7 protein-coding genes are annotated in these 6827 nt (G+C 72.3%); 3 read left to right on the top strand and 4 right to left on the bottom strand.

Features of this window, described 5'->3' with window-relative positions:
• Positions 1-304: 304 nt before the first annotated feature.
• The gene (locus ABT295_RS08950; RefSeq protein WP_352394010.1) at positions 305-1192 is read right to left on the bottom strand and encodes an MBL fold metallo-hydrolase; all 888 of its coding nucleotides are present in this window, start codon (positions 1190-1192) and stop codon (positions 305-307) included.
• Between the two features lie 42 nt (positions 1193-1234).
• On the opposite strand from ABT295_RS08950, the gene ABT295_RS08945 reads away from it, so the two are divergent.
• Both ABT295_RS08945 and groL read left to right on the top strand, forming a co-directional pair.
• Positions 1235-1660, top strand: a complete 426-nt coding sequence (locus ABT295_RS08945) for an HIT family protein (protein WP_352394009.1) — start codon at positions 1235-1237, stop codon at positions 1658-1660.
• A 232-nt stretch (positions 1661-1892) separates the two neighbouring features.
• The gene (gene groL / locus ABT295_RS08940) at positions 1893-3524 is read left to right on the top strand and encodes a chaperonin GroEL (protein WP_352394008.1); all 1632 of its coding nucleotides are present in this window, start codon (positions 1893-1895) and stop codon (positions 3522-3524) included.
• A 95-nt stretch (positions 3525-3619) separates the two neighbouring features.
• Here groL and ABT295_RS08935 read toward each other — a convergent pair whose 3' ends face one another.
• From ABT295_RS08935 to ABT295_RS08925, 3 genes are all read right to left on the bottom strand, one after another.
• The gene (locus tag ABT295_RS08935) at positions 3620-4897 is read right to left on the bottom strand and encodes a hypothetical protein (protein WP_352394007.1); all 1278 of its coding nucleotides are present in this window, start codon (positions 4895-4897) and stop codon (positions 3620-3622) included.
• Positions 4894-5388 (bottom strand): SigE family RNA polymerase sigma factor, encoded by a 495-nt coding sequence (locus ABT295_RS08930; protein WP_352394006.1) that lies wholly within the window; start codon positions 5386-5388, stop codon positions 4894-4896. The genes ABT295_RS08935 and ABT295_RS08930 overlap by 4 nt, the downstream gene beginning before the upstream one ends.
• Before the next feature lie 139 nt (positions 5389-5527).
• The gene (locus ABT295_RS08925; protein WP_352394005.1) at positions 5528-5818 is read right to left on the bottom strand and encodes a WXG100 family type VII secretion target; all 291 of its coding nucleotides are present in this window, start codon (positions 5816-5818) and stop codon (positions 5528-5530) included.
• A 163-nt stretch (positions 5819-5981) separates the two neighbouring features.
• On the opposite strand from ABT295_RS08925, the gene ABT295_RS08920 reads away from it, so the two are divergent.
• Entirely contained in the window at positions 5982-6770 is a 789-nt protein-coding gene (locus ABT295_RS08920; protein ID WP_352394004.1) for a DUF4031 domain-containing protein, read from the top strand.
• Positions 6771-6827 lie beyond the last annotated feature (57 nt).

The raw sequence follows: 6827 nt of genomic DNA, 5'->3' as shown, positions 1-6827 counted from the left end.
GGTGACGCAATGCAGCGGGCGCGGTCGCAGTGGGGTGCTCCGTGCTCGGTCACGCGCTGGGGAGCTCGGCGGTTGGGTCACGGGGTGACGCAATGCAGCGGGCGCGGTCGCAGTGGGGTGCTCCGTGCTCGGTCACGCGCTGGGGAGCTCGGCGGTTGGGTCACGGGGTGACGCAATGCAGAGGGCGCGGTGGGTGCAGCGTGTTCGGTCGCGCGCCTGGGGCTGGGCAGTTGAGTCCCGGGGTGACGCAATGCAGAGGGCCCAGAGCAGGTACGCCAGCGGTCCGACTCCGCGGCGATCGCGGTCAGGGGCTGGGTGGCGCCAGCTGCTCCCAACCGCGGCGGAAGGCGGCGTCGAGGTCGCCCAGAGGGTAGGGCAGGCGGTCGTCGGCCTCGTGCACGGCGGCCTCGAGGCGCATCCCGCCGAGGCGGCGCTCGCGGATGACGGCGGCCACCGTTGCGACGTCGTCGCGCTGGCGCTCGACGAAGGCGGCGTCGACCGCTCGCCCGTGCCCCGGCACGACGACGGTGCGCTCCTCGACGTCGAGCAGGTGCGTCGTGAGCGTGTCGGACCACTCGAGGGGCCAGCAGTCGCCGCCGAACGACGGATGAGCGCTCTCCTCGATGAGGTCGCCGAGGAACAGCGCCGCCGTGTCGGGCACGAGCACGGCCACGTCGCCGTCGGTGTGGCCGCGGCCGGCATACGTCATCGTGACGACGCGGTCGCCGAGGTCGATCGTCGCGTGGGAGCCGAAGGTGCGGTCCGGCCCGCGGACGACGGTGGCGAGCACCTCAGCAGCGTCGGCGGCGGTGTATCCGAACTCGGGGCCGTCGCCGGGATCGGCACGGAACGCCACCTTGATGCGCTGCTCGTCGGCACGCCACGTGCGGCCGACGTTGTCGTGCGCGTGGACGGTGGCCGCGTCGAAGGCCGCGTTGCCGAAGGTGTGGTCGAAGTGGACGTGCGTGTTGACGACGTGCCGCACCTCGATGTCCCGACCGAGGCGGCGCACGTCGTCGAGCACCTGGCCGCCCTCCCGGTCGCTGGCCCGGGTGTCGACGACGACGGCCCCATCACGCCCGAGCACGAGCCCGACGTTGACGTCCCACTGCGGGTAGCGCGCCACGAAGACGCGGTCGGCCACCTCGACGAAGCCGGCTCCGGTCGAGGACGGGCGCGTCGGTGCGGGCATGCGCCCACCGTAGTGCGACCGCATGCGTGGCAGGGTGGGGTCATGGCCTGCGTCTTCTGCTCCATCGTGGCCGGCGAGGCCGAGGCGGACGTCGTGCTCGACGAGCCGGACTTCGTCGGCTTCCTCGACCGGCGACCGGTGTTCAAGGGGCACGTCCTGCTCGTGCCGCGCCGGCACGTCGACACCCTGCTCGACCTCCCGGAGGCGCTGCACGCCGGCCTGCTCGGGGCGACCCGACGCCTGGCCGCGGCCGCGGTAGAGGGGCTCGGCGCGCAGGGCAGCTTCGTCGCGATGAACAACGTCGTCAGCCAGTCGGTGCCGCACCTGCACGTGCACGTCGTGCCCCGCACCAAGGGCGACGGCCTGCGCGGCTTCTTCTGGCCGCGCACCACGTACGCGTCGGCGCAGGAGTCGGGGGAGTATGCCGGTCGCGTCGTCGCCGCGCTGGCGGCAGGTGCGGGCAGCTGAGCCGGGCGGGCCGGATCCGCTCGCACCCGGTCGCGGAGGATGCTCGGACTGTTTGCACTCTCAGGTCGAGAGTGCCAATAATGGCGTTAGCACTCTCCTCGTGGGAGTGACAGATATGGGCCGTGTGCCGAGGGGCTGGGTTCGCAGCGACGTGAGCTGAGGAGACCGGTCCCGTCCGTCGCGGGCGTCAGGCGGCCCACCACCATCGATTCGCGTGGGAGGAACCACCCGAATGGCCAAGACCATTGCGTTTGACGAAGAGGCGCGCCGCGGGCTCGAGCGGGGAATGAACATCCTCGCCGACGCCGTCCGTGTGACGCTCGGCCCGAAGGGCCGCAACGTCGTCCTCGAGAAGAAGTGGGGCGCCCCCACGATCACCAACGACGGCGTCTCCATCGCCAAGGAGATCGAGCTCGACGACCCGTACGAGAAGATCGGCGCGGAGCTCGTCAAGGAGGTCGCCAAGAAGACCGACGACGTCGCCGGTGACGGCACGACGACGGCCACCGTGCTCGCCCAGGCCATGGTGAAGGAAGGCCTGCGCAACGTGGCCGCCGGCGCCAACCCGATGGCCCTCAAGCGCGGCATCGAGAAGGCCGTCGAGGCCGTCTCCGCCCGTCTGCTCGAGCAGGCCAAGGAGATCGAGACCAAGGAGCAGATCGCCTCGACCGCCAGCATCTCGGCGGCCGACGAGGAGATCGGCGGCCTCATCGCCGAGGCGATGGACAAGGTCGGCAAGGAAGGTGTCATCACCGTCGAGGACTCCAACACCATGGGCCTCGAGCTGGAGATGACCGAGGGCATGCGGTTCGACAAGGGCTACATCTCGGCCTACTTCGTCACCGACACCGAGCGCATGGAGACCGTCCTCGACGACGCCTACGTGCTCGTCGCCAACTCGAAGATCGGCAACGTCAAGGACCTGCTGCCGCTCCTCGAGAAGGTCATGCAGTCGGGCAAGCCGCTCCTCATCATCGCCGAGGACATCGAGGGCGAGGCGCTCGCCACCCTCGTCGTCAACAAGATCCGCGGCACGTTCAAGTCGGTCGCCGTCAAGGCCCCCGGCTTCGGCGACCGCCGCAAGGCGATGCTCACCGACATCGCGATCCTCACCGGTGGCCAGGTCATCTCCGAGGAGGTCGGTCTCAAGCTCGAGAACGCCACCCTCGACCTGCTCGGCAAGGCCCGCAAGGTCGTCGTCACCAAGGACGAGACGACCATCGTCGAGGACGCCGACGACCGCAGCCAGATCGAGGGCCGCATCGCCCAGATCAAGGCCGAGATCGAGAAGTCGGACTCCGACTACGACCGCGAGAAGCTCCAGGAGCGCCTCGCCAAGCTCGCCGGCGGCGTCGCCGTCATCAAGGCGGGCGCGGCCACCGAGGTCGAGCTCAAGGAGCGCAAGCACCGCATCGAGGACGCCGTGCGCAACGCCAAGGCCGCCGTCGAGGAGGGCATCGTCGCCGGTGGTGGCGTCGCCCTCATCCAGGCCGCCGACTCGCTCGACTCGCTCGCCCTCGAGGGTGACGAGGCGACCGGTGCGAACATCGTGCGCGTCGCGACCGAGGCCCCGCTCAAGCAGATCGCGATCAACGCGGGTCTCGAGGGTGGAGTCGTGGCCGAGAAGGTGCGCGGGCTCACGCCGGGTCACGGCCTCAACGCCGCGTCCGGCGAGTACGTCGACCTCCTCGAGGCCGGCATCATCGACCCGGTCAAGGTGACCCGCTCGGCGCTGCAGAACGCGGCGTCCATCGCGGCCCTCTTCCTCACGACCGAGGCCGTCATCGCCGACAAGCCGGAGAAGGCCGCTCCGGCCATGCCCGGTGGCGACGACATGGGCGGCATGGGCGGCATGGGCTTCTGAGCCCACCCCCTGACGCCTCGCGACAGACCGAAGGGCGGTTCCCCCACGGGGGGAGCCGCCCTTTCGGCATCCACCGAGCCGGTATGCCGTCTCGCTCAGTTCGTGGAGACGGCGTGCGTCGTGCGAGGAGTGTCGGCGTCCTCGGGGGCGGGCTCCGGGGTGCTCGGTCCGATCTGTCGGCACGCGCCCGTGAGCTCGCAGCGCACGAGCCCGTTGCGGGCGAAGTCGGGCGAGTCGACCGACATCACCAGGGCCGTGCCGTCGTCGGTCATCCGTGAGCTCTCGACCTGCAGACCCGAGTCCCCGACGGCGTCGAGCAGGACCCGGCCGGTGGCCGCCTCGACGACGACGGAACCCGGCGCGGCGACGACGTGACGGCCGTCGGGCGAGATCCCCGTGGGCGTCACGTCGCCACAGACCGCGAGCCGCACGGCGGGCGGGTCGACGGTGAGGTCGAGCAGGCGGTAGCAGTGGCCTGCCGGCTGCGTGGCGTCGAGGTCGTCGGGCACGGTGTCGACGACCAGCGCCGTGCGCCCTTCCTCGTCGACGGCCCGGACGTTGCCCCGGATGCTCGTGCGCCTGCCGGTGGTCAGGTCGACCTGCACGGACGTGCCGGCCTCGTCGTAGCCGGCGAGGTCGACGGCGTAGAGGACGTCGCCGACGAGGGCCGCCGGCGCGGCGTCGACGCGGACCGTCCTCAGCTCGCGGCCACGGCTGTCGGCGACGTGGATCACGCCGGTGCCGGGGTCGAGGATCGCCGACTCGTCGCGCCAGGCGATCCGGCTGCGGTCGGCGCTGACGACGAACCGGTCGGCGCCGCTCAGCACGGAGGACGTGCCGTCGGGCAGCACGATCACGACCCTCTGGTGGGTGCCGGAGGTCGGGCGGTAGACGTAGCCGCCGTGGTCGAGCCGGCTGAAGGTGGTGAAGCCGGCCTCGTCGGGGGCCGCGAGCGCCGGTCGGCTGCCGTCCCTGACGACGCCCGCGACGGCGTACGGCACGCCGGGGTCGGCGGCGGGGGCGTTCGCCGCGAGGGTCGGCTTCCCGGAGGCGAGCGCATCGCGCAGCACGACCGTGCGGGTCGGTGCGGGCGTGGGGACGGCGGGCGTGCTCGTCGGGACGCCCGTCTGCGTGGCGGAGAGGCTCGGAGCCCGGGTCGCGGGGACGGTGCTCGTGCGACCACCGAGGCCGGACCATGCGAGGGGGACCGCGACGGCGAGGACCGCGACCGCGGCCACACCGGCGGCCACGGCCCGACGGCGGTCGCTCCGGCGCTTGGCCTCGAGGACCGCGGTGACGAAGCTGCCCGTCGCGTCGACGTGCTCGGCCTCGCTGTCGAGGTGGGCCCGGAGTTCGATCTCGTCGGGGCTCATGCCGTGGCCTCTCTCATCGTGACGCGCAGGCTCTTCAGGGCCCGGCTCGTGTGGCTCTTGACGGTGCCGACGGAGCAGCCGAGGATCTCGGCCGTCTGGGCCTCCGTGAGGTCCTCGTAGTAGCGCAGCACGATCGCGCTCCGCTGCTGCCGGGGCAGCGCCGCGATCTGGGCCCGCAGGTCGTGGTCGGCGGCCGGTTCGCCCGCGACCGCGGGGTCGGTGAACGTGACGAGGTCGCTGTTCGTCACCTCCTGGCGCCGCACGGGACGCCGCCACCAGCTGTGGTGCTCGTTGACGATGGCGGCCCGCACGTAGGCGTCGGGGGAGCCGGTGATGTGGTTCCAGCGGCGGTACACCTTGAGCAGCGCCGACTGGACGAGGTCCTCGGCCTGGTGGGGGTCGCCCGTCAGCAGGTAGGCGAAGCGGACGAGCCGCCGCTGGCGGGCCAGCACGAAGGCCGAGAAGTCGGCCTCGTCGTCGAGCTCTTCCACGATGTCCCCTGTCTGCGAGTGCGCTTCCCCTCCAGACGCAGCAGGCGTCGACAAGGTTGTCCGAGAAGGCCGGATCCCGCCAGGCCTCAGGGCCTCAGGGCATCAGGACATCGGGGGCGCAGGGCGGCGGGGTCGCGGCTCAGCGCAGGAAGAGGGCCCGGGTGGCGTTCTCGTGCTCGGCGTAGGCCGTCGAGGCCCTGAGCGTCAGGCGCCCGACGTCGGCGAGCGCCTCGGTCATCTGGGCCTGGATGCGCTGGTAGTCGTGCATGACGCGCTCGAACTCGACCTTGGCGGGGCCCTGCCAGTCGGCGCCCATGCCGGCGAGCCGCCCGCGCAGCTCGGTCGTGCTCGAGGTGATGGAGTCGGCGAGGCGGTTGATGTCGGCCGCGGCCGCGGCGATGCGTTCGGTGTCGACGACGGAACGGGTCATGGTCTGCTCCCTGATCGGTGGTGGGCGGCGCGCCGGGCGGTGGCCGTGGCCTCGACGGTAGGGCCGCGGCGAGGACGTCGTCGGCCGTCGTCCACAGGGTCCACGCCGCCCGCCGTCGCCCGCCGCCGCCCGCCGTCGCCCGCCGTCGCCTAGGCTGCGAGGCATGACCGTGTGGATCGACCAGCCCATCTGGCCTGCCCACGGACGGCTCTTCGCCCACCTCGTCAGCGACGTCTCCTACGACGAGCTGCACGCCGTCGCCGAGGCCGCGGGCCTGCATCCCCGGTCGTTCGACGGCGACCACTACGACGTGCCCGACGCGCGGTGGCAGGACGCCGTCGACGCCGGTGCGACGCCCACGAGCGGGGCCGACCTCGCCCGCCGCCTCAACGCCTCGGGCCTGCGGCTGCGCAAGCGCAAGCGCGACCGGGGCGTGCGGCGCATCCTCGACGTCAGCTTCCCGAACGGCGCGAGCGACGTCGACCTCGTGGCGTCCGACGACCCGGTGGCGCACGAGAGGGTGCTCGCCGCCATGGTCTTCGTCCGCGACCGCCGGGGCGACTTCGCCGTGGTGCACAGCGTGCGGCGCGCCGAGTGGGGATCGCCGGGCGGCTGGCGCGAGGGGGACGAGACCCCCGTCGAGAACGCGGTGCGCGAGACCTTCGAGGAGACCGGCCTGCGGCTGCGCCACTCCGACGTGCTCCCTTGCGGCTACGAGCGATTCACGCCGCGCACGGACGACAACGTCATCGGTGCGGACCGCCCCTACCTCCAGGTCTTCCGGTGCCGCATCGACGACGCCCGCCCGGAGCTGACCGAGGGGGACGACGGCATCCACGCCACGCGGTGGGTCACGCCGGAGGAGTACGCGGCGCTGTGCGGCCACCTCTTCTGGTGGCCCCTGGCCCTCGAGGTCTTCCCCGACCTGCGGGGCCTCGCCCGCCCCGCCTGAGACGCACGTATGCCGCCCGCTGCAGCGGACGGCATACGTGCTGTGACGCTCGGATCC

Origin of the sequence: Terrabacter sp. NPDC000476 (assembly GCF_040300125.1) — a bacterium.
Classification (GTDB): Bacteria; Actinomycetota; Actinomycetes; order Actinomycetales; family Dermatophilaceae; genus Terrabacter.
Note: the sequence above shows the minus strand (reverse complement) of the source record. Positions and strands in the feature narration are given on the sequence as shown.